This is a genomic window from Methylobacterium sp. J-077 (assembly GCF_022829365.1).
Classification (GTDB): domain Bacteria; phylum Pseudomonadota; class Alphaproteobacteria; order Rhizobiales; family Beijerinckiaceae; genus Methylobacterium.
The window spans coordinates 1-21,009 of record NZ_JAKSYJ010000027.1 but is presented as its reverse complement, the minus strand read 5'-3'; the positions used below and the strand labels follow the sequence as shown (position 1 = coordinate 21,009).

The 21,009-nt window shown below is 68.4% G+C and carries 18 protein-coding genes and 1 pseudogene; 10 read left to right on the top strand and 9 right to left on the bottom strand.

Features of this window, described 5'->3' with window-relative positions; all coding sequences use genetic code 11:
* Positions 1–35 precede the first annotated feature (35 nt).
* The gene (locus MKL11_RS01185; RefSeq protein ID WP_243939516.1) at positions 36–1,205 is read right to left on the bottom strand and encodes an acyltransferase family protein; all 1,170 of its coding nucleotides are present in this window, start codon (positions 1,203–1,205) and stop codon (positions 36–38) included.
* 207 nt (positions 1,206–1,412) lie between these two features.
* Between MKL11_RS01185 and MKL11_RS01180 the strand changes: the two genes are divergently transcribed.
* Together MKL11_RS01180 and MKL11_RS01175 are read left to right on the top strand one after the other, a co-directional pair.
* A complete protein-coding gene (locus MKL11_RS01180) occupies positions 1,413–2,996 on the top strand; it encodes a murein L,D-transpeptidase (RefSeq protein ID WP_243939514.1) in 1,584 nt (527 codons plus the stop codon).
* 545 nt (positions 2,997–3,541) lie between these two features.
* Positions 3,542–3,778, top strand: a complete 237-nt coding sequence (locus MKL11_RS01175) for a helix-turn-helix transcriptional regulator (RefSeq protein ID WP_279600173.1) — start codon at positions 3,542–3,544, stop codon at positions 3,776–3,778.
* 415 nt (positions 3,779–4,193) lie between these two features.
* On the opposite strand, the gene MKL11_RS01170 is transcribed toward MKL11_RS01175, so the two are convergent.
* The 3 genes and pseudogenes from MKL11_RS01170 to MKL11_RS01160 form a co-directional block, all read right to left on the bottom strand.
* Positions 4,194–4,895, bottom strand: coding sequence for a hypothetical protein (locus MKL11_RS01170; RefSeq protein WP_243939512.1), 702 nt, complete (start codon positions 4,893–4,895; stop codon positions 4,194–4,196).
* Between the two features lie 153 nt (positions 4,896–5,048).
* A pseudogene (gene rhuM / locus MKL11_RS33495) lies at positions 5,049–5,791 on the bottom strand (RhuM family protein).
* A 525-nt stretch (positions 5,792–6,316) separates the two neighbouring features.
* Entirely contained in the window at positions 6,317–8,992 is a 2,676-nt protein-coding gene (locus MKL11_RS01160) for a bifunctional acetate--CoA ligase family protein/GNAT family N-acetyltransferase (RefSeq protein WP_243939499.1), read from the bottom strand.
* A 400-nt stretch (positions 8,993–9,392) separates the two neighbouring features.
* Here MKL11_RS01160 and MKL11_RS01155 point away from each other — a divergent pair, with 400 nt between their 5' ends.
* Both MKL11_RS01155 and MKL11_RS01150 read left to right on the top strand, forming a co-directional pair.
* A complete protein-coding gene (locus tag MKL11_RS01155) occupies positions 9,393–9,830 on the top strand; it encodes a MucR family transcriptional regulator (protein ID WP_243939497.1) in 438 nt (145 codons plus the stop codon).
* Between the two features lie 107 nt (positions 9,831–9,937).
* A complete protein-coding gene (locus MKL11_RS01150) occupies positions 9,938–10,696 on the top strand; it encodes a restriction endonuclease (protein ID WP_243939495.1) in 759 nt (252 codons plus the stop codon).
* 70 nt (positions 10,697–10,766) lie between these two features.
* Here MKL11_RS01150 and MKL11_RS01145 read toward each other — a convergent pair whose 3' ends face one another.
* Complete coding sequence (locus tag MKL11_RS01145; protein ID WP_243939493.1) at positions 10,767–11,246, bottom strand: peroxiredoxin; 480 nt, start codon at positions 11,244–11,246, stop codon at positions 10,767–10,769.
* Positions 11,247–11,490: 244 nt separating this feature from the next.
* On the opposite strand from MKL11_RS01145, the gene MKL11_RS01140 reads away from it, so the two are divergent.
* A complete protein-coding gene (locus MKL11_RS01140) occupies positions 11,491–11,748 on the top strand; it encodes an amino acid transporter (RefSeq protein WP_243939491.1) in 258 nt (85 codons plus the stop codon).
* Between the two features lie 171 nt (positions 11,749–11,919).
* Here MKL11_RS01140 and MKL11_RS01135 read toward each other — a convergent pair whose 3' ends face one another.
* Positions 11,920–12,198 carry a hypothetical protein gene (locus MKL11_RS01135; protein WP_243939489.1) on the bottom strand — a complete coding sequence of 93 codons (279 nt, stop codon included), beginning with the start codon at positions 12,196–12,198 and terminating at the stop codon, positions 11,920–11,922.
* Between the two features lie 170 nt (positions 12,199–12,368).
* Between MKL11_RS01135 and MKL11_RS01130 the strand changes: the two genes are divergently transcribed.
* The gene (locus tag MKL11_RS01130) at positions 12,369–12,989 is read left to right on the top strand and encodes a YqgE/AlgH family protein (RefSeq protein ID WP_243939487.1); all 621 of its coding nucleotides are present in this window, start codon (positions 12,369–12,371) and stop codon (positions 12,987–12,989) included.
* A gap of 236 nt (positions 12,990–13,225) precedes the next feature.
* Here MKL11_RS01130 and MKL11_RS01125 read toward each other — a convergent pair whose 3' ends face one another.
* A complete protein-coding gene (locus MKL11_RS01125) occupies positions 13,226–13,627 on the bottom strand; it encodes a VOC family protein (protein WP_243939485.1) in 402 nt (133 codons plus the stop codon).
* A gap of 284 nt (positions 13,628–13,911) precedes the next feature.
* Positions 13,912–14,904, bottom strand: coding sequence for a hypothetical protein (locus tag MKL11_RS01120; protein ID WP_243939483.1), 993 nt, complete (start codon positions 14,902–14,904; stop codon positions 13,912–13,914).
* Positions 14,905–15,295: 391 nt separating this feature from the next.
* Between MKL11_RS01120 and dnaK the strand changes: the two genes are divergently transcribed.
* The 4 genes from dnaK (at position 15,296) to MKL11_RS01100 (ending at position 20,059) form a co-directional block, all read left to right on the top strand.
* Positions 15,296–17,212, top strand: coding sequence for a molecular chaperone DnaK (dnaK, locus tag MKL11_RS01115; protein ID WP_243939481.1), 1,917 nt, complete (start codon positions 15,296–15,298; stop codon positions 17,210–17,212).
* Between the two features lie 275 nt (positions 17,213–17,487).
* Positions 17,488–18,633: a molecular chaperone DnaJ gene (gene dnaJ / locus MKL11_RS01110; RefSeq protein WP_243939479.1), complete on the top strand. Its 1,146-nt coding sequence runs from the start codon at positions 17,488–17,490 to the stop codon at positions 18,631–18,633.
* Between the two features lie 177 nt (positions 18,634–18,810).
* Positions 18,811–19,449: a class I SAM-dependent methyltransferase gene (locus tag MKL11_RS01105; RefSeq protein ID WP_243939477.1), complete on the top strand. Its 639-nt coding sequence runs from the start codon at positions 18,811–18,813 to the stop codon at positions 19,447–19,449.
* A 286-nt stretch (positions 19,450–19,735) separates the two neighbouring features.
* A complete protein-coding gene (locus MKL11_RS01100) occupies positions 19,736–20,059 on the top strand; it encodes a hypothetical protein (protein WP_243939475.1) in 324 nt (107 codons plus the stop codon).
* A 9-nt stretch (positions 20,060–20,068) separates the two neighbouring features.
* Here MKL11_RS01100 and MKL11_RS01095 read toward each other — a convergent pair.
* Positions 20,069–21,009: thymidine phosphorylase (locus MKL11_RS01095; protein ID WP_243939473.1), on the bottom strand; the 941-nt coding region annotated here is incomplete at its 5' end.

Below are 21,009 nucleotides of genomic sequence, written 5' to 3'. Positions count from 1 at the left end.
TGAAGGGCGTGCCCTTTCCGGAAGACCCTGATCCCTCACCCCAACCCTCTCCCGCTCGGGAGAGGGGGCTGCGTTGCGTTCCGCATGGGACGGTGTGAGCGCCCGGCGGCACCAAGAGCAGGCTCTGGCGGGTGATCCGCCAGGAGCCGTCGGCGCAGCCGCGCGCACGGGCGCTCGACCCAGGTGAACATGCCGCAGCACCAGAGCAGCGTCAGCGGGAAGGCCACCAGCATCAGCCAGACACCGTGCAGGTTTGGCGCCTGATGCAGCACCAGCGCCACCACGGCCATGTGGGCGAGATAAAAACTGTAGGACCAGAGGCCGAGCTGGCGCATCGGCCGGGCGGAGAGCCACCGCACCGCCCGGCCCTCGCCGTGCAGCAGATAGGCGAAGGGCACGAACAGGGCCGCGCTCTGGATGGTGTAGCGCAGGCTCTCGCGGAAGGCAGGATCGCGCACGGCCAGGGTCAGCAGGATCACCCCGAGGCTCGCGGCGACGTGCCAGAGGCGTGGGCGCCAGGCCCGGTCGGCCGGGATCACCGGATTGTTCCACAGGCCGAGACAGCAGCCGAACAGGATCGCGTCGATCCGGGTGTGGGTCCAGGAATAGTTCAGGCTGTAATCGGGAAGCCGCCAGACGTTGACGCACCGGATCCCAAGCACCAGGGCGCACAGCCCCAGGCAGGCGAGCGCTGCCCGGCGCGGTCGCAGACGCCCCAGCCACAGGATGTAGGCCAGGGGGAAGACCAGGTAAAAATGCTCCTCGATGGCAAGGCTCCAGAGAGGTACCGGCAGCACCGCCTCGGTCCCGAACAGGCCGGGATAGTTGGTCAGGAACAGCACTTGGCCGACCACCGCCGTCGGCTCGACCCGCATCCAGTCGAGGAGCCCCGCGGCGTAGAGCGCCCCGGCGGCGGCCAGCGTCAGGTAGAGCGGCGGCAGGATCCGGAGGCTGCGCCGCAGGTAGAAGGCGGCGAGCGAGACCGTGCCGGTGCGCCCGCGCTCGATCCGCAGCAGCGTCGTGATCAGGTAGCCGCTGAGGAAGAAGAACACCGTGACGCCAAAACCCCCCGGCACCACGTGGCTGTAGCCGCAATGGGCCGCGAACACGATCAGGATGGCGAGCGCCCGCACCCCGTCGAGCTGGGGCAGGTAAGGCATCACGCTCGGGATGTCCCCGGTGCGCTGGGATCCGGAATCCGGCATGGCGGCGGCTGATCGTCCTTCGCGGTCCGGCAGGGTGCGCCTTTTCCGCGGGAACCGATATCCGCAGGCGGCACCGGGGAAGAAGCCCCTCGCCGGATGGTGAATGGCGTCAGCGGCCGCCCCGATCGACCGGAGGGGATTGGTAACCGTACCGCCCCATCATCCCGACCGACCGCGCCGCCCCGGGCGCCGTCGGGAGTGTTGCGTATGGTCCCGGCCCGTTTCCGCCTGTCCGCCCGCCTCGGCGTGGGTCTCTCGGTGCTGGCGCTGCTCGGCGGCCCTGTCGGTGCGCTGGCGGAAGGGGCCCCCCCGGTGCCGCCGCTGGCCGTCCCGGTGGCGGTACCGCCGGCGGCCGCTCCGGTCCCGGAGCCCGCGAAGACCGCGGAGCCCGCGAAGGCTCCGGAGCCCAAGCCCGGCGATCCCGCGAAGAATTCCGAGGCGAAGGCCGCCGAGCCCGCGAAGAGAACGCGCGAGCCCGCGCCGCTGGTCTACGCCAAGGTCTCCACCGACCCGACCCCGACGCTCACCGCCCGGACCTTCCTGGACACGCTGAAGGTCGCCGACCGCTACGCCGCCTTCGCGGAGGCCGGCGGCTGGGAGCGGCTGCCCGACGACCTCGTCCGGCTCAAGCCGGGGGAGCGCAGCCCGGCGATCCCGTCGCTGCGCCACCACCTGACGTTGACCGGCGACCTGCCGGCGGACGCGCCGCCGAGCGACCGGCTCGACCCGCCGCTGGTGGCCGCGATCGCCGCCTTCCAGGGCCGCCACGGCCTGCCCGACAGCGGCATCCTTGGCCGGCTCACGATCAACGCGCTCAATGTGCCGGCCGCCACCCGCCAGCGCCAGCTCGCGGCCTCGGCGGCCCGGCTGATGGGCTCGAAATTCCCGTTCGGCGAGCGCTACGTCGTGGTCAACATCCCCTCGGCGAATGTCGAGGCGGTGGAGAACGGCGCGGTGGCCCGCCGCTACGTCGCGGTGGTCGGCTCTCCCGACAAGGCGACCCCCCCGGTGGAGACCCGGATCACCGACATCAACTTCAACCCGACCTGGACCGTGCCGGCCTCGGTGGTGAAGAACGAGATCATCCCGCAGATGCGCAAGAACCCGGGCTACCTCGCCCGGAACCACATCCGCATCCTCGGCCCCACCGGCGAGGTCGACCCGACCAAGATCGACTGGGCCGGCAACAAGGCCGCGGCCTACACGCTGCGCCAGGATTCCGGCTTCGACAATTCGCTCGGCCAAGTGCGGATCGACATGCCGAACCGCTTTGCCGTCTACATGCACGACACGCCGGCCAAGTCGCTGTTCGCCGCCAACGTCCGCTTCCACAGCCACGGCTGCGTCCGGGTCGGGCAGGTCAAGGAGCTGGTCGGCTGGCTGCTGCAGGGCACCGACGGCCCCAACGGGCCCGGCACGAGCTGGGGCCCGATCGAGATCGAGACCGGCATCGCCGACGGCGAGCGCCGCGACATCAAGCTGGTCAAGCCGGTGCCGGTGACCTTCGTGTACCTGACGGGCTACGCCACCCCGGACGGGACGGCGCATTTTCGCGATGACATCTACAACCTCGACACGCCGGCCCCAGCGCCGGAGCCCGCCGCCACGGGGGCGATCCCGCCGGCCGGTTCCGCGCCTGCGGCTACGCCGAAGCCCGCGGCGGTCAAGCCGGTGGCGGCCAAGCCGGCCGCGGCGAAGCCCGCTCCTGCTAAGCCGGTGGCTAGCAAGGTGACGGCGGTGAAGCCGGTCATCGAAGGGGGCAATCCGGATGCGTCCCAGCCGCCACGCTGAGGTCGGTTCGCCCTTCGGCTTGGCTGAGCGTCCTCATGCTCAGCCGGAAGGAGCTCGCTTAGCTTCTGAGCCATCACGAATGCCATCTGGAGCTGACAATCTAGATTGAGGACGAGTTGTGGCGCGGAGTAGCCTTTAGCGCTGTTGGCGAAGATTGCGATGGCAAGTAGGTGATCCCGAATCGGGAGCTTGCGCGAGACGAAAACGGTCCAGCTGGTGACGATGTACTGTTGACGGCAGTTGGTTAAGCTGAATAGCTTTCGGGTGGCGATGAACGAATGCTTGAGGTAACCGCAGCGTGGGCAGAATAGCTAGCCTGTGGTCGCCTCCCGTCAGATCAGCTTGCAGGTGGTCCAAGCGTCGTCATCCGAAAGGCGGGCCACCTTCTCGTGGGAAAGGGACCAGGCAGCGCGCGAGAGGAGGAAATGCTGTGGCATGCGATTGCCAACGCTTTTCGTTGACCTCTGCAATGTCCTCGCATTCCGACTACGTCAACGAAAAACGATGGCCTTGACGAATTTTGTTGGCTCTGCAGAATCGTATGCATGATTACGCCCGCTCAATGTCGAGCCGCCCGCGCATGGCTGAACTGGTCGCAAAACGATCTTGCCGACCGCGCGCGCGTGTCTCAGAGCACGGTGAGAGATTTTGAGCGCGGACGCCGCACGCCAATTACGAACAATCTTGACGCGTTCGTGAAGGTGTTCGAGGCAAACGGTGTCGTGCTCACGACGGACCCGGCTGGCATCGCCGATAAAGACGATGCCAGGGCGAGCGCTTAGAACGGCAGCGGTCCAAGACCGCGGTAACGATGGCCACGAATTATCTTGCTGACCGTGCCGCTGCTCACCTGAAACTCGACGGAAGCGCGAGCTTGGCTCCAACCGAGGATCTTGACAGCGTGGATGCTATAGCCGGCCTTAGCTCGGCCGCAGGGGTATTCACCAGACATAACAGGTCCTTCCGCATTACGGATTTGCAGTCCTGCTACCGGCTTGAAAAACGCCCCTTACAATGCGATTTTATGGTTGCGAACCGCGCATTCGAGGGTGGCTTCCTAAGCCGGAAGCATTCTTGATGTGTGATCCTGGCCGGGCCGGGGCGTCCCCTTGGAAGGACGCTTCCGGCTCGACTGGTTTTTGCCTGCCGAGGTAGGATCTCGTTCGGCGGCGTTTCTGATTCTTGGTTGCGCGTCTCCTAATTAAACACTGGGTTCTGCGGCGGAACCGGTATCGTATCGTCGTCCAAATCGTATGGACCAAACGATTGCGCCGGCACTTCTTCGACAGAACCCTCATCTAATCCGTCGTCGCGCACGTCAGCCAAGGTCGGCAGCGGCTCGCTCTTACGACGCTTGTATTCTTCGTACCGGTTCAGCAGATCCAATCCGATATCGGACAGGGCGAACTCGGGAATGCGGGGATCGTCGCCTTCGACTTCCTCAACAACATTTTGCTCAACGTCTAACTTGATCTGCTCGCGGACCCGTTTAGCCGGAAGCCCGGTCCACTTCTCAATCTCATCATGCGAAAGGTCGCCCCCCTCACGAAGGGCGACGAGCATAAGATAGCGTTGAGGTCCGACCCGAGCGCGCCGCTTCCGGGACGGTCCGCCGTCACTCGATTCAGAAGCTAAAATCTCTTCTGAACGCAATTGCGGAATCGGCGGCCCGTACAGCTTGCTACCGCCAAGTGTCCCGTCTTGGAGTACGGTAAGCTGAAGATTCTCGGTCTCAAGAACGCCGTCGCGCTGCTTTTTGATGCGGGAGCGCTCTGCCTCACACGCCTCAAGGATCTTGCGGGCCTCAGCCTCGCGCGCGACAATCTGCGTCTCGCGGGCATCCAAGCCGTCGAGCACCTTACGATTTAACTGCCTGACCCAATCGATACTGTCGGGCACGGTGCACCAGCGTGAACGTTACCCGATCTATCTAGTGCCGCTGACTAAGTAACGCAAGTGAGCCGGCGCGCTAAGTAAGCGTAACTCACTGAGAATGTGAGCGACGGCTTACAGCCGCAAGGCACTGGTCGCCCTAACGCTCGCCCCAACGGCTCAGCTCACAGTAGGCTGGTTCCGCCTATAAATTGCGAGCTGTCTCTTAGCATGCTCGTTCGCAACGGGGCGGCTGGACCTGACCCGATCATAACCCGGGAAGACTTTATACTCGTTCACTTCGATAAGCTCATTGATTTTTGCAGTCAGTCTGTCCATGGAAACTTTTATATTTCTGTGTGCGATGCCCTCGGCGTAAATTAACCAAGCCTCTCCAAGGAGCTCTAATGATCTAAGCTCATCCGATGTCATGTAATTTTTAGCGATTTGAGCATCCGCAATATTTGGCTGCTTGTTTCCTAATGACACCATGCCCATATTTGGCTTGTTGCCATCGGCCCTCTCAAGAATGATTTGAGCCGCTGTATGCTCTGAAACAGCGTAATGGAAAGCGTCTTGAGAATACGAAAAAAACTCTGAGCTGCTTTTGACGATGGTTCGTAATCAACCGCACAGAGGGCGAACGTGTCTCTGACACGCTGATATAGGGCTTTCTCAGACGTTCTGATCGCCCGGACTTCTTCAGCCAGACGCTGAAGTGCGGCGGGGTCGGATTGCAGCCGCCGACCGTTGAGAGCGTATCCTTCTTCAACGTACCCGCGCAGCACCCTGGTAGCCCACTGCCGAAACTCAGCGGCCCGCGTGCCGTTTACCCGGTATCCTACGGTGAATATTACGTCCAAGCTATAGTGGCTAATCTCGCAAGCAACACTGCGACCGCCCTCATTTTGAACCAATTCCATTTTGGAATGGGTCGCCTCATTGTCAGGCAACTCATTTTTATCAAATATGCTTTTGATGTGCTTGGCAATGTCTGGCTGATTGACACCGAAAAGATCAGCCATCTGTTGCTGCGTCGCCCAGATCGTGTCTCTTCCGACATCAATCGGGAAATCAATCTCCGGCACGGCGCCGTCGCACTTGAAGCGCGCAAAAAAATCGAGCTGCGCGACCTCGCGAGCAGCGCTTTTTACAAGGTCGGTTGCGCTTTGAACTGCGCGGCGGATCAGTCCAGGCTTCTTGTCTATGCCATCAGCCACAGCGCACGCTCCTGTTTGGAACAGAACGATAGCGCAACCTCCGCGAGTTCGGGAGCCCTCACAAGCTACCTAAAGAAGGTCAAACCTCACCGCTTTTGGGCGGGATTGCTGCATAATACCGGGTGCATCAACGAGTCTAAATGCGCCTTAGCAGCGGTAGGTTCGCTGAGAAGGATTCTCCCGCGCAATCGGCCCCCTCTTGAGCAGGGGCCATTCCCCAGCCGCCCCCTACCCCACCCCAAGCTCCAGCTTCACGGTCACCAGCCCCGGATCCTCCGGGTCCCGCCCCTGCGTGAACCCGAGCCGGCGGCAGACCGCCAGCATCGGGCGGTTCTCGGCCAGCACCATGCCCTCGACCCGGCCGATCCCCTCGGAGCGGGCCCAGTCGATCATCAGGCGCATCAGCGCGAAGGCGAGGCCGGTGCCCCGGGCGTCGCGGCCGACCGCGATGGCGTATTCGCCGCTCTCGTGGTTGGCGTCGGCGTGCAGGCGAACGGCGCCGAGCATGCGCTCGCGCCCCGCCGGGTCGACCTCGGTGGCCACGAACGCGATGGCCCGGGCGTAGTCGAGCTGGGTTAGGCGGGCCAGGAAGGCGTGGCTGAAGGCGCGCACCGGGCCGAAGAAGCGCAGGCGCAGGTCCTCCGGGTCGAGGCCCTCGAAGAAGGCCAGGAACAGCCCCTCGTCCTCGGGGCGCACCGGGCGCACCCGGATCGTGCGGTCCTTGAGCTTGAGGGTGCGGATCCATTCCGCCGGATAGGGCCGGATCGCGAAGCGCGGGTGGCCGCGGCCGTGGCGTCCCCGCTCGGCGCGCCCGATCCGCACCCGGGCATCGAGGGCCAGCACGCCGGTCTCGTCGGCGAGCAGGGGGTTGATGTCGAGCTCGCGCACCTGCGGCAGGTCGGCGGCGAGCTGGGACAGCTTCACCAGGGTCAGGGCGATCGCCCCGAGATCGGCGGCCGGCACGTCGCGGTAGCCTTCGAGGCGCCGGGCGACCCGGGTGCGGCCGATCAGGTCGCGGGCCAGCGCGAGGTCGAGGGGCGGCAGGCCCAGCGCGCGGTCGTCGATCACCTCCACCGCCGTGCCGCCCCGGCCGAACACCACCACGGGGCCGAACACCGCGTCCTCGGCGAGGCCGGCGATCAGCTCCCGGCGCTGGCCCCGGCGGACCATCGGCTGGATCGCGAAGCCGGTCACCCGGGCGTCCGGCCGCTCCCGTCGGGCGCGGGCCAGGATGCTGCGCGCCGCCTCGCGGACATCGGCCTCGCTGGTCAGGTCGAGCTGGACGCCGCCGATATCGGATTTGTGGACCACGTCGGGCGAGACGACCTTGAGCGCCACCGTGCCGCCGGCCGCGATGATCGGCCAGGCGGCCGCCGCGGCGGCGTCCTTGTCGGGGGCGAGGGTGATCGGCACGGTCGGGATGCCGTAGGCCTCCAGCAGGCCGTTCACGGCGATCGGGTCGAGCCAGGCCGCCCCCTGGCGCAGGGCGGCGGCCACGATCGAGCGCGCCCTGGCCATGTCGGGCGAAAAATCCCGCGGCAGGGAATCCGGCGTGCGCATCAGGTCGTCCTGCGCCTCGCGGTAGCGCACGAGATGCAGGAACCCCTCGATCGCCTCGGAATCGGTGGTGAAATGCGGGATCCCGGCTCCCGCGAACGCCGCGCGCGCCGCCTCGGCATCGCCGAGCGACACCGCGAAGACCGGCTTCTTGCGGCTCTGGCCGGCCCGGGCGCGCGTGACCGTCTCGGCGATCGCCCCGGCCACGGCGCCGGCCTCCGACCGGATTGTGGGGACGTGGATCGCCAGCACCGCGTCGCTGGTCCGGTCGGCGAGCAGCGGCGCCAGGGCGGCCGCGAAGGCCGGGCCGCCGGCATCGATGCCGAGGTCGATCGGGTTGCCGGCCGGCCGCCCCTCGGCCTCGGGGATCTCCGCCAGGATGCCCGCCCGGTCGGTCAGCCGGTCGGCGGCGAGCAGGCCGATGCCGCGGCCGTTGGTGAGGATCGCGAGACGGTCCCCCGGGAACGGGCGCTGGCGCCCCAGGGCCTCGACGGCGGAGAACATGGCGTCGAGATCCGGCACGGCGAGCAGGCCGGCCCGCCGGAAGGCCGCGGCGTAGACGGCGTCGGGGCGGGCGAGCGCGCCGGTATGGGTCACGGCGGCCCGGGTGTCGGGCCGGTGCCGGCCGGCGCGGAGCACCACCACGGGCTTGGCGCGGGCGGCGGCCCGGGCCGCGGACATGAACCGGCGGGCGTCGGCCACCCGATCGAGGCAGAGCAGGATCGCCCGGGTGCGATGGTCGGCGGCGAAATAGTCGAGGCAGTCGGCCACCCCGATATCGAGCACGCTGCCGAGGGACAGCACCGCGGAGAAGCCGGTGCCGTGCCGGGCGGCCCATTCGACGATGGCCGCCGCCACCGTGCCGGATTGCGAGACCAGGGCGAGGTCCCCCGCCGCCGGGGCGTGGGCGAACAGGCTGGCATCGAGCCTGGCGGCGGGCACCACGAGGCCGGCGCTGTCGGGGCCGAGCAGGCGCAGCCCCTGCGCCCGGGCGATCCGGTGCGCCACCGGCCCGGGATCGTCCGGCCCGCGGCCGAGCCGGGCGGTGAGGATCACCGCCGCCCCCGCGCCGATCGCGGCGGCCTGGGCGACCACCTCGGGCACGCTCGGGGGCGGCACCGCGATCAGCACGAGGTCGGGCACGCTTGTGAGGTCGGCGACCCGGGGCACGCAGGGCAACCCGTCCACGGTGTCTTGGTCGGGCTGGACCGGCAGGATCGCGCCGGGAAAGCCCGCCCGGCGCAGGCTGTCGAGCACGCTGCGGCCCAGCGAGCCCTCGCGCGCCACGGCCCCGACCAGCGCGACCGAGCGCGGCGCCAGGAGCTTGTCGAAGCGGTAGGTGCTCACGGCGCCGCCAGCTCGGTTCTGCGCGCGCGCATGGTGGTGCCCCTCGCCTGGGTGACGCGCTTGGGTAAGGCGTGCGGCGCGGCGCCCGCGAGCGCCCCCGTCCCGCTACCAGATGGCACAATCTCCCGCGTGTGCAACGCCCGGCGGCTCGAAGGCTCACCGCGCAGCCCGGATCGACCGCCCCGAAGGGTTCCGGACCGCTCCGGTTTGTACAGTATACGACAATGCAGGCTGCCATCAGGCGGGCAGTTGTGGTCAATTATAAATTGGTCTTGCTCTTGAATTAATCACACCATAGTACCGGCGCCATTATAGCCCTGTATCGGGCTTAGCGGACACAGCTTCCGGCCGCCACGATCCGAATGATGGCGGCCGAGACGAAACGGCGGGAGGTTTCGGAATGGACGCCACGGTCGGAGGGGACACGGTCGGAGGGGACCTGGATTATCTGACACTGTCCGTCGACATCGTGTCGGCCTTCGTGAGCAACAACCCGGTGCCGGTGCCGGAACTGCCCGGGCTGATCGCCGCGGTCCACGCGACCCTGCACGGGCTGAGCCAGCCGCCGGCCGCGCCGGTGGAGGAGCTCCGGCCGGCGGTCTCGGTGCGGCGCTCGATCCAGCCGGACTTCCTCGTGTGCCTGGAGGACGGGAAGAAGTTCAAGTCGCTCAAGCGGCACCTGCGCACCCATTACAACCTGACGCCCGAGGCCTACCGCGAGAAGTGGGGGCTCGCCTCCGACTACCCGATGGTGGCGCCGAACTACGCGGCCGCCCGCTCCAGCCTCGCCAAGAGCATGGGGCTCGGCCACCAGCGCCGGAAGGGCCAGAAGGGTTAGAACGGTTAGGCCGGGCCGGCGCGCGTCCACAGCTTTCCGAGCGGGATTCAGCATCGGGCAACGGGTGCTTGCGAGGGTCGACGGGCTCACAAGCGCCCCGAGACCCGATGCCCGGCAAGCCCAACCCCGTCGCCCGCCTGTTCTGGACGGCCGTGCTCGGCTGCCCGCTCGGGCTCTGGTACGGGCCGCCGGCCTTCGCGGCCACCGGGCTCGCGCTCACGCTGGTGCTGACGCGCCATCTCGGGCGGCCCCGCCGGTTCCGGGCGCGGGTGCGCCGGATCGCCCGGGCCCATGCCGAGACCCTGGCGCTGCGGCGGCGGCAGGAGAGCTTTTCCGACGCCTACGGCAACCGGATCGAGGACGGCTGGCTGCGGGAGCGGGACTATTTCCTCGACCGCACCGTCCTGCCGCAGATCGGGCCGCGGTTCGCCGACCTCGCCGAATCGGAGCGCGCGCGGATGCTGGCGATCGTGGAAGCGGAGGCCGCCGCCGTCGCGCTGCCCGAGGAGGACGAGGCGCCGGGCGACGGGATCGACTACGAGCGCTACTGCGCCGAGCGCCTGGCCCGGGCGGGCTGGCGGGCGCACCGGACCCCGCCGAGCGGCGACCAGGGCGCCGACATCGTGGCGGTGCGCGACGGCCTGCGCCTGATCGTGCAGTGCAAGCGGCTGGCCAAGCCCGTCGGCAACGCCGCCGTGCAGGAGGCGGCGGCCGCCCTGCGCTACTGGGCGGGCGACCGGGCCGCGGTGGTGTCGAATGCCGGCTTCACCCCGGCGGCCCGCCGCCTCGCGGCGGCGACCGGGGTGCTGCTCCTGCACCACGACGCGCTGGACGACATCGACCTCGCCGGCGCGCATCGCGGCTAGCGAGTCGGCCCCGGGATCCCAAAGGGCTCAGCCCCTTGGCGGGGGTTCGGGGCGCGAAGCCCCGATGGCCTCAGAGGACCTTGAGCAGCGCCTCGGCGCCGGAGGCCTCGGCCTTCGACGGGGTCTCCTCGACGTTGAGGATCCGCACCACGCCGTCCTCGACCAGCATCGAGTAGCGCTTGGAGCGCATGCCGAGGCCGAAGCCGGTGCCGTCCATCTCCAGGCCGATGGCCTTGGCGAAATCGGCATTGCCGTCGGCCAGGAATTCCAGGCCCTCGGCGCCGCTGGCCTTCGACCACGCGTCGAGCACGAACACGTCGTTGACGCTGGTGACCGCGATGGCGTCGACGCCGCGGGCCAGGATCGCGTCCTTGTGGGTGACGAAGCCGGGCAGGTGGTTGCGGTGGCAGCTCGGCGTGAAGGCGCCCGGCACGCCGATCAGCGCCACGCGGCGGCCCTTGAACACGTCGTCGGTGGTGCGGGCGATCGGGCCCTCGGGGCCGATCACCCGGAAGGTCGCCTGGGGCAGGTGGTCGCCGACCTGGATCATCGCGGGTCCCTTCGTTGACGCGCGCTCGGATCACGCGCTGAACAATCGCGGCTGACCTAGCGTGGCGGCCCGCGCCTGTCGAGGACGCAACCTCCGGACATGCACGACGTCGGACGGCGATCCATGACACGGGCGGCCGTCGCCATCGGCGAAATCGCGTCCTGGACTCCTTGAAGCCGCCCGGCATGATGTTCATTCGCAAGGCCGGCAGCGGGCCGGGATTCGGGTCTTGGGAGCGGAGGCTGTGAGCGACTCAGCCGAGGATGAAGCCAACCGACTGAAGTCGATCCACAACGAGCGCACGAAGCTGTCCGCGACATACATGAACGGCGTCGCGATCGCGGCGATCGCCGTCGGTGGCCTGTCGCCGATCGCGCAGACCCATTTTGAAACGATGAGCGATCTGGAACTCGGGGTCTTCTTCGTGAAGCTGAGTCTTTGCCTCTTCGCCAGCTTCGGCCTACATCTCGGGGCAAGCTACCTGCTCCGGAGGATCCAATGACCCTGCTCCAGCTTGCAGCCGTGGCTGCATTCCCGGTCGGTGCATTGATCGTCGGCTTCGGTGCCTTCTGGTTCGCCAGTCGGGCGGTCTGACACCGGTAATCTGTCGGGTTATCGCGTCGACGGGGCCCTGAGCTGTCGCGCCTGAAGCGAGGCCGGTTCGGCTTCGCCGTCACGCCCCCAAGAGCTTGATGAAGGCGGCGCCGGCGCCGAAGAAAGCCGCGCCCGCAGCCATGCCCGAGAGCGCGACCTGCCAGGGCGCCAGGACACGGTCGCGGCCGAGCTTGGCCGCCTCGGCCGACATCTTGAGCTGCTCCGCGGCCAGCTTGGCCGCTTCGGCCATGAGCTTTCGCTGCTCGGCGACGAACTTGCCCGTCTCCTCCTGCGCCCGCTGGATTTGGGCGCGCTGCGCCTCGATGTCGAAGGCAGCCGGTGATGCGGCGTCCGCCATGAGGGCTTCCTTTCATGGCCGGATCGGGCCTACGCGCAGTCCCATGCCCGAGGACAGGGAAATATAGCGATCCGCCCGCAGATTCGACAGCGCCTTTCGGGGCCGGTCCCGGCGGTGGGCCGCGCGCTTTGTCCGCTGGACATGGCGAGGGGGCCGCGTAGCATACGCGCATGACGAACCCAGCGTCGCCCACGCAGTCCACGCTCACCGGCCCGAGCTTCCTCGACGGCCAGTTCCTCGTGGCGATGCCCGGGATGGCCGACGAGCGCTTCGCCCGCTCGGTGATCTATGTCTGCGCCCATTCGGCGGACGGCGCGATGGGCATCATCGTCAACAAGGCGGCCACCGACATCAGCATGCCGGACCTGCTGGTCCAGCTCGACGTCTGCCCGGAGGCGGACGCGATCCGGCTGCGCGAGCGGGTCGGGCACATGCCGGTCCTGATGGGCGGTCCGGTGGAGGGGCGGCGCGGCTTCGTGCTGCACACCGACGACTTCCACATCCAGCAATCGACGCTGATCATCGACGACGGCATCTGCCTGACCGCCACCGTCGAGATCCTGCGCGCCATCGCCAGCGGCGAGGGGCCGGCCAGCGCCGTGCTGGCTCTGGGCTATGCCGGCTGGCAGGCGGGGCAGCTCGAGAGCGAGATCATGGCCAACGGCTGGCTCAACTGCCCGGCCGACCCGGCGCTGATCTTCGACACCGACCTCGACGCCAAGTACGAGCTGGCCCTGCGGACCAACGGCATCGACCCGGCCATGCTGTCGATGACCGCCGGACGGGCCTGAAGCATCGTCCCGAAAGGTGATCGCCGGCTTTCGGGTCAGGACGATGCGAGAACACGGATCTGGCGCATCGTGCCGGTTCCGATGTCCGGGACGATGCTCCGGGGGCTAGACCCAATCAACTTGACCGTGCGACGGGCCGTTGAGGGTGTGGTTTGGAGACGGTCCGCTTTCGCCACGCGACGAGGCGAAAGCGGACGCCAAGCGACATGCCGTTGCGTTCGAACCGCGACGGCTTGTTAGACGGCGGCTGCCTCTGCGGGCCGGAGTTGGGTCCGTGTTGCTACTTCGATGAAATAGCCGCCCTTGGCCTTGAAGTAGAATGTCCAGGCACCGTGATAGTCGCGCGGCTCCGGCACATCCCAGCCATCGGCTTTCAGGCGCGCGTTCAGTGCGTCGACTTCCTCACGGCTGTCTTGGATGAAGCCAATATGGTGGACGTCACTATCCTCAGGGTAAGCAAAGCTGCCTCGTTTTTTTGCAAAATCATTCAAGACTAAGAGCATGCCGTCGTCATCGTCATGAATGACAGCCAGTGCCTTCCCGCGCATCACCAGCGTGCGCAGCCCGAAATAAGTCTCGAACATTGACACGTCGGCAGGGACGTCGGTGCTCGTCAGATTGATATGGTTGAGCTTCACTGGACATACCTTTCCTGTTCGTCGGAAAGGACGCGCTGGTAGTCGGCCGCTGATGGCGGCCGCCATGCACGAGCGTCGGGCCACCCGGACTACCGACCGGGCTGTGGCTTCTACACGTCCGAGACTGAGCTAAGCAGCACGCGACAGCCCGTCAAGGATCACGAACGACCAAGGGCTCGGACGATGATGCGTGTCCGCTTTGGAAGTGCAGGCGAGGCGATCCGGACGGCTGACGTGGGTCGCAAGCAGCCCTTCGCACGGCCGGGCCCGACCGGAGCTTGACCCTATTCGGGCGGCATCTCGCCGGCCGCGTCCGGGTTCATCCCGTCCACGGCGGGTTCCGCGGCGGGCCTCGGCCGGGACCGGCGCGGCGTCGCGGCGGCGGTGGGCACCGCCGTGTTGGCGCCGAGGCGGGTGGCGAGCGCCAGGGCCCGGTTCTCGGTCACCCGCAGGTGGCAGAAGCCGTGGGTGCCCTCGCGGGCGTAGCCGCGGCAGAGCTGCTCCCGGTCGGCCGAGAACGCCGCCTGCTCGCTCACGATCGGTCGCACGTCCTCGCGCCGGGCGCGCTGGGTCATGAGCTTGTAATTGTCGCGCACCGCCTTGTCGGCGACGCCCCGGGCGGTGTCGAACTCCCCGGCCCGGGGGATCAGGCTGGCGCCGGCCGGCCCCCAGAGGCCCGCGGGCGTGGTCGCGCAATCCGCGGCCGAGAAGGTGCAGACCGGGCCCTGCCCCAGCGACGAGACCAGGATTCCGCCCTCGACCACGTCGAAGCGCAGCGGGCACTCTGCCCCGGCCGCCTCGAAGCGCGGCGCGCCCTCGGGCTTGCCCTCGGCGGACAGGGTGATGGGGTTGCCGTTGGCCAGCGGCACCGTGCAGGATTCCGCCGGCTGCGAGATCTTGGTGCCGGGCAGCTTGATCCGCGCCGTGACGGCCGTGCCGGCCCGCTCCAGCTTCAGGCTGCCGGACATCCCGTTGAGCTGGAGCTCCTGCCCGATCACCGCGTCCTCGGACGGGACCTTCAGCACCACCGGGCGGGCCGGGACCGGGGCCGGCCGGGGCGCTTCCGGGGCCGTGGCGGCACCCGGCTCCCCGGGGGGCGGGGCAGCCGCGGGCGGCGCCTCGGGCACGCCGCGGGGCGGCACCGGCGGCCGATCGGGCTTGATGCCGAACAGGCGCTCGAAGAAATTCTGGGCCTGCGCCGGCGGGGCGGCGAGCAGCGCGGGCACCGCGATGACGGCGGCCAGAAGGGGGAGCAGGAGGCTGCGGGTCCGTGGCATCGGGCTCTGACGGGGAAGACGAGGTGGCGGGGCCACGCTCAACCCCTTGTCGAAGCGTTAACACGCCATCGATGGCCTGGACGTGGCAGCGGAGCAACAAAATGCGGCGACGCCATCCGGGCTGAGCCGGCTTCACACCGGAATTTTTCAGCGTGATCAAAGCGTTGACGGAAAATCCGGTCGTCGGGGCCATCGGGCCGGCTTCGCCTTGCGAGCCCGTCCGGGGGTTCTTATATCGCCCTCGACGCGGGATTATGCGCTGGATTTCAGCCGTTCACGGCCCTTGATCCGGCCCGGGTCCCATACTCACATCATACGTATATCCGCCATGGGCCGAGCTGCTTCGGGGCTCGGCGGTCTGCTTGAACGCGACGAAAAGAGGGATCCCACCATGGGTAAAGTTATCGGTATCGACCTGGGCACCACCAATTCCTGCGTGGCCGTCATGGAAGGCACGCAGCCCAAGGTCATTGAGAATTCGGAAGGCGCCCGCACCACGCCGTCGATCGTCGCCTTCACGGATGACGGCGAGCGGCTCGTCGGCCAGCCGGCCAAGCGCCAGGCGGTGACGAACCCCGAGCGCACGTTCTTCGCCATCAAGCGTCTCGTCGGTCGCACCTACGACGACCCGATGACCCAGAAGGACAAGGGCCTCGTCCCCTACAAGATCGTCCGCGGCGACAACGGCGACGCCTGGGTCGAGGCCGACGGCAAGAAGTATTCGCCCTCGCAGATCTCGGCCTTCACGCTGCAGAAGATGAAGGAGACCGCGGAGTCGCATCTCGGCCAGCCGGTCACGCAGGCGGTCATCACGGTCCCGGCCTACTTCAACGACGCCCAGCGCCAGGCGACCAAGGATGCCGGCAAGATCGCCGGCCTCGAGGTGCTGCGCATCATCAACGAGCCGACCGCGGCCGCGCTCGCCTACGGCCTCGACAAGAAGAAGGCCGGCACCATCGCGGTCTACGACCTCGGCGGCGGCACCTTCGACGTGTCGATCCTCGAGATCGGCGACGGCGTCTTCGAGGTGAAGTCGACCAACGGCGACACCTTCCTGGGCGGCGAGGACTTCGACAACCGCGTGGTCGAGTACCTGACAGCCGAGTTCAAGAAGGAGCAGGGCATCGACCTGACCAAGGACAAGCTCGCCCTCCAGCGCCTCAAGGAGGCCGCCGAGAAGGCGAAGATCGAGCTGTCCTCGGCCACCCAGACCGAGATCAACCTGCCCTACATCACCGCCGACCAGACCGGCCCGAAGCACCTCGCGCTCAAGCTCAGCCGGGCGAAGTTCGAGTCGCTGGTGGACGACCTGGTGCAGCGCACGATCGAGCCCTGCCGCAAGGCGCTCAAGGATGCCGGCGTCTCGGCCTCCGAGATCGACGAGGTGGTGCTGGTCGGCGGCATGATCCGCATGCCCAAGATCCAGGAGGTGGTGAAGTCCTTCTTCGGCAAGGAGCCGCACAAGGGCGTCAACCCCGATGAGGTCGTGGCGATCGGCGCCGCCGTGCAGGCGGGCGTGCTCCAGGGCGACGTCAAGGACGTGCTGCTGCTCGACGTGACCCCGCTGTCGCTGGGCATCGAGACGCTGGGCGGCGTGTTCACCCGGCTGATCGACCGCAACACCACGATCCCGACGAAGAAGTCGCAGACCTTCTCCACCGCCGAGGACAACCAGAACGCGGTGACGATCCGGGTCTTCCAGGGCGAGCGCGAGATGGCGGCCGACAACAAGCTGCTCGGCCAGTTCGACCTCGTCGGCATCCCGCCGGCGCCCCGCGGCATGCCGCAGATCGAGGTGACCTTCGACATCGACGCCAACGGCATCGTCAACGTGACGGCCAAGGACAAGGCGACGAACAAGGAGCACCAGATCCGCATCCAGGCCTCGGGCGGCCTCTCGGACGCCGATATCGACCGGATGGTGAAGGACGCCGAGGCCAATGCCGAGGCGGACAAGAAGCGCCGCGAGCTGGTCGAGGTGAAGAACCAGGGCGAGAGCCTGATCCACGCCACCGAGAAGTCGGTGGCCGAATACGGCGACAAGGTCCCGGCGGCCGACAAGGGCACGATCGAGACCGCGATGACCGCGCTCAAGACCGCGCTCGAGGGCGAGGATGTCGAGACCATCAAGGCCCGCACCACGGACCTGATGCAGGCCTCGATGAAGCTCGGCGAGGCGATGTACAGCGCCAACCAGGGCGCCGGCGCCGAGGCCGGTGCCGAAGCGGGGGCCTCCGAGAAGAAGGACGACGTCATCGACGCCGACTTCCAGGAGGTCGACGAGAAGGACCAGAAGAAGCGCGCCTGAGGCGTCGTTTCGACAGGACCGTGCGGGGCCGGAGCGATCCGGCCCCGCCTTTGCTTGAGACGCGCTGTTGCGCCGGCGCCGCAAGGACCCGGATATCGTCCGGATCCGGCCGTGGACCGGCCGGCTCGTGCTAGAGCGCCAGGATCGTCACGGATTACGGCGATGCCTCGGCCCGCTCGCCCTGCCTGAGACCGCCCTGAACGGCCCGCCCCGGTGGGTCCCAGGGGCACGGCCAGGGAACACAGCGCCTTCTGAGTGTCCGGAGACTGGGTGGGATGTCGAAGCGGGACTATTACGAGATCCTGGGGGTCGCCAAGACCTCTACGGAAGGCGAGTTGAAGGTCGCATTCCGCAAGCTCGCGATGACCTATCATCCCGACCGTAATCCCGGCGACAAGGAAGCCGAGATCAAGTTCAAGGAGCTGAACGAGGCCTATCAGTGCCTCTCGGACGGCCAGAAGCGCGCGGCCTACGACAAGTTCGGCCATGCCGCCTTCAGCCAGGGTGCGGGCGGCCCCGGATTCGGCAACGAGTTCGGCGACTTCATGTCGGACATCTTCGACAATTTCTTCGGCGACGGACGCGGGGGTGGTGCGGCTCAGCGCGGGCGCGGCGGTGCGCCGGGCCGCGAGCGCGGCTCCGACCTGCGCTACAACCTCGAAATCACCCTGGAAGAAGCCTTCATCGGCAAGGCCGAGACCATCCGGATCCCGACCTCGGTGACCTGCGAGGCCTGCGACGGCTCGGGCGCCAAGCCCGGCTCGAAGCCGCGGACCTGCCAGACCTGCGCCGGCTACGGCCGGGTGCGGGCCGCGCAGGGGTTCTTCGCCATCGAGCGGACCTGCCCGAACTGTCACGGCCGCGGCGAGATCGTCGACGATCCCTGCACCACCTGCCAGGGCGCCGGCCGGGTCAACCGCGAGCGCACGCTCTCGATCAACGTGCCCGCCGGCGTCGATGACGGGTTGCGCATCCGGCTGGCGGGCGAGGGCGAGAGCGGCCTGCGCGGCGGCCCGCCCGGGGACCTCTACGTCTTCCTGTCGATCAAGCAGCACGAGTTCTTCCAGCGCGACGGCGCCGACCTGTTCTGCCGGGTGCCGATCTCGATGGTCACCGCCGCGCTCGCGGGCGAGATCACCGTGCCGGTGATCGACGGCTCGCAGACCCAGGTGCGGATCCCGGCCGGGACGCAGACCGCCAAGCAGTTCCGGATCAAGGGCAAGGGCATGCCGGTGCTGCGCTCCCGGGAGGTCGGCGACCTCTACATCCAGGTCTTCGTCGAGACGCCGCAGAACCTGACCAAGCGCCAGCGCGAGCTGCTTCAGGAATTCGACCAGTCGGCCTCGCCGGAGAACCATCCGGAATCGGCGGGTTTTTTCGCCAAGGTGCGGGATTTCTTCGGCAGCGCCGTTCGACCGTGAGGCGTCGCCTCGACGCGCCCGCTGCTGCGCGCGCACCGAGGCCGGATCCGAACCGGCACACGCCCGTTATGCATCCGGCGAGCGTGGCATGCTTACCCTAGGCGTGAAGCCGGCTTGACTGTAAGACGGCGCGTCGCCTTAGCCTTCCATTCCCATCGGCTTCGAGGAATCCAGGACTTGCCGCCGCTCCGCCGTCCCAGTGCGAAGGCCCCTGCCGCCAGGGGTGAGAGTCTTGGGCCGCGGCGCGACCCCCTGGAGGACGAGGCCCGCTTCCTCCGCTCCTGGTTCGAACGGCCGCTCGTCACCGGCGCGGTGACCCCGTCCGGCAAGATGCTGGCCCGGACCATGGCGTCCTACGTCGATCCGCGCCGCGAAGGCCCGGTGGTCGAGCTCGGCCCCGGTACCGGCCCGGTGACGGAGGCGCTGATCCGCCGGGGCATCGCGCCGTCGCGGCTGATCCTGGTGGAGTTCAACCCGGATTTCTGCCGCCTGCTGACCCGGCGCTTCCCGGGCGTGACCGTGATCCGCGGCGACGCCTACGACATGCGCGCGGCCCTCAAGTCGGTGCTGGACCGGCCCGCGGCCGCGACGATCTCGAGCCTGCCGCTGTTCACCAAGCCGCTGGAGCAGCGCCTCGACCTGCTCAACGCCGCCCACGACCTGATGCAGCCGGGCGCGCCGTTCGTGCAGTTCACCTACGCGGTGGTGCCGCCGATCCCGGCCCGCTGCGAGGCCGGCAGCTACACCGCCGACCGCTCGAACCGCGTCTGGCTGAACCTGCCGCCGGCGCGGGTGTGGGTGTATCGGCGGCCGTAAGGCACCTCTCATCGATACCGGATCGCGTGACGCCCGCACCGTCATTGCGAGCGCAGCGAAGCAACCCAGGGCGGCGCGGAATTTCCGAGTGTGGCGTTTCCCTAGGTTGCTTCGCTGCGCTCGCAATGACGGCGTGGCGAGAGAAATCCAACGAGCGCCATTCCGCCGCCGCCCGAACCTGAACAACGCCTGAGAGACGAACTCACGGCCGCGTCAACTTAAAGGCGTCACACCTGTGGCACAGCCGGTCGCGGCAGCGCGATCGGAGAGGCACAGGAGGACGCCGATGTTCACCAAGACCGCACGCCGACGCCTGTCAGCCGCCGCCCTGGCGCTCGGGGGGATCACCCTCGGGGCGCCCGCGATGGCCGCGCCGCTCGGCCTCGATACCGGCCTGCACCGGGGCGCCGCCGACATCGTGGATGTCCAGTACGGGTACGGCCACCGGCATCACGGCGTCGGCCCGCGCCACGGCTTCGGACCGGGCTTCCGGGGCCACCATCACCACGGCTGGGGACGCGGCCCCTATCGCGGCTGGGGTCACCACGGCGGCTTCGGGCATCACCACCACGGCGGCTTCGGCCACCGCCACGGCTACGGCCGCTGGTAAGGCCGGATCCTATCCGGCTCCGACCCGCTCGATGATCGCCGGCCGGCCGGGGGGCGCTTCGCCCATCCGGTAGGCCGCCCGCAGGGCCGCCTCGGCCCGGTCGGCGGCGGCCTCGTCGGCCGCGTGGACGATCCCGAGCCGGCCGGACGCATCCCCGGGACCCGCGAGGTCGGTGAATCCGACCCGCGGGTCGATCGCGTCCTCGGGCCGGGTCCGGCCACCGCCGAGCCCGATCACCGCCAGCCCGATCGCCCGCGTGTCGATGCCCGCCACCGTGCCGTCCTGACGGACCGGTCGCCGCACCGGCGCCGCGGGCAGGTATCGGGCAGGTTTTTGCAACAGATCGCCCGGGCCGCCGAGCGCCGCGACCATCGCCGAAAAAATCTCGGCCGCCCGGCCGGAGGCGAGTGCCCCTTCCAGACGTTCGGCCGCCGCGTCGCGGTCCGGCGCGAGGCCGCCCGCCACCAGCATCTCGGCCCCGAGGGCCAGGGTGACCGCGTGGAAGCGCGGCTCCCGGCGGGCGCCGGTCAGATAGTCGATCGCGTAGGCGACCTCGACGGCGTTGCCGGCGGCGCTGGCGAGCGGCGCGTCCATGTCGGTGATCAGCGCGGCGGTGCGCAGGCCGGCGCCCTCGGCCACCGTGACGATGCTCTCGGCCAGCGCCCGCGCCTCGGCGAGCCCCGTCATGAAGGCGCCGGAGCCCTGCTTGACGTCCATCACCAGCCCCTGGAGCCCGGCGGCGAGCTTCTTCGACAGGATCGACGCGGTGATCAGGTCGAGGGATTCGACCGTCCCGGTCACGTCGCGGATCGCGTAGAGGCGCCGGTCGGCCGGGGCCAATTCGGCGGTCTGGCCGATGATCGCGCAGCCGACCCGGCCGACCACCTTGCGGAAGGTGTCGAGCCCCGGGGTGGCGTCGTAGCCCGGGATGCTGGCGAGCTTGTCCAGCG